This is a genomic window from Corynebacterium sp. KPL2850 (assembly GCF_040225855.1).
In the GTDB taxonomy this organism is placed as follows: Bacteria; Actinomycetota; Actinomycetes; order Mycobacteriales; family Mycobacteriaceae; genus Corynebacterium.
Genome location: NZ_JBEHFV010000071.1, coordinates 1 through 1,422 on the forward strand (window position 1 = coordinate 1; position 1,422 = coordinate 1,422).

General features: G+C 50.6%; 1 protein-coding gene. It reads left to right on the plus strand.

Annotated elements, in window-relative coordinates:
- The first annotated feature begins 141 nt into the window (after positions 1 to 141).
- Positions 142 to 1,050, plus strand: coding sequence for an NAD(P)/FAD-dependent oxidoreductase (locus tag ABRP93_RS11595; RefSeq protein WP_349888020.1), 909 nt, complete (start codon positions 142 to 144; stop codon positions 1,048 to 1,050).
- The last annotated feature ends 372 nt before the right edge of the window (positions 1,051 to 1,422 follow it).

Here is a 1,422-nt window from a genome sequence, read left to right on the forward strand (position 1 = left end):
GAAGCCGCCGGATCAGCTACACTTACTATCGCATCTTGATTAAATCCCCGTGTCCACTTTCCGGGGTTCGGGCCCGACTTAAAGTAGGGTAAGGAAATTGCGACTATTGATGACTCAGCAGTGGGGTGAGGAAAGATTTCCATGAGAGTGGACGTAGTAGTTATCGGTGGCGGATTCGCGGGCACTTCTGCGGCTATTACCTTGGCTCGAGCGAATCGGTCTGTCGCCTTAGTAGACTCACATCAGCCACGGAATAGGTTTAGCGAGCATTCCCACGGGATTTTGGGATTTGATTCAGCCTCACCTATTCAAATGCTGGAAAGCGGCCGCCATGAATTCCAATCGTTCGGCGGAGAGGTTATTCCTCAAACGGCGAAGTTGCTCGCTCTTGCTGATGGCGACACTCGTGGGTGGAAAACCGAATTGGAAAGCGGCGAGGCGGTCTACTCGCGCCATGTAATCGTAGCTACGGGTATCACTGACAAATTGCCGGACATCCCAGGGCTTGAACAGTTATGGGGCAACCGAGTCTTTCACTGCCCTTATTGCCATGGTTATGAAGTTAAAAATAAGAACTTGGTCGTTATTGGTGGGAAAAACCCTCCATTTACTTTCCGTATAACGAAGTTGCTCACTAAGTGGACGGATCGAGTGACTTTCTATCCACATGGGCTGGCGCTTTCCCCGGAAGAAAAACGTCTGATGGAATCGCTAGGAATCACAATTGAACCTAATTTGGTGCAAGGGGTTACAGAATCTGAGCGACTTGATGGCGGCGTCGTACTTGATGTTGGGAAGGAAAAGAAGGAATACGAGGCTTGCTTCACGGGACCAGAATTTGTTCCCAATGACTCGATTATAAGGGAAGCTGGATGCGCTGTAGAAAATGGTTGGGTTAAAGCGGACTCTGGGATGACGTCGCTGGAGGGCATTTGGGCTGCAGGAAATGTCATCAGTTCTCCAGATCAAATTCCGCAGGCAATGGGTGCTGGAGCCGCCGTTGCCATTAAGGTGGATCAGAAGATGTTTGACGAGGATATCTCCTGCTAAAGGATTTATACTTTCGTTGCTCATATTGGAGATTGGATCGTGGTGTCTTCCCCACAATGTGCTAACAAAAGGCGTACCGAGACGCGTTTGGAGTCGTCGCGGCCCGATTTTTCGAGGGGCTATCTTGTGTGGGCCCTTTTTCGCTAGCATGTGATGATGCGCATTTCCTACTTGACTGTCCCTATCGTGGCAGCGTGTCTATTGTTGGTGGCCTGCTCGAACCCGGGTAGTGGTGACACGAATCAGGCTGCGAATGATTCCGAATCGGCGTCGGTCTCCAGTGCTGCCGCGCAGTCGAGAGTGTCTAATGGTTTGTGTGTGGGAACCTAACCCGCATAAGGAGATGAACCAGAATGACTACTATGGCGAGAC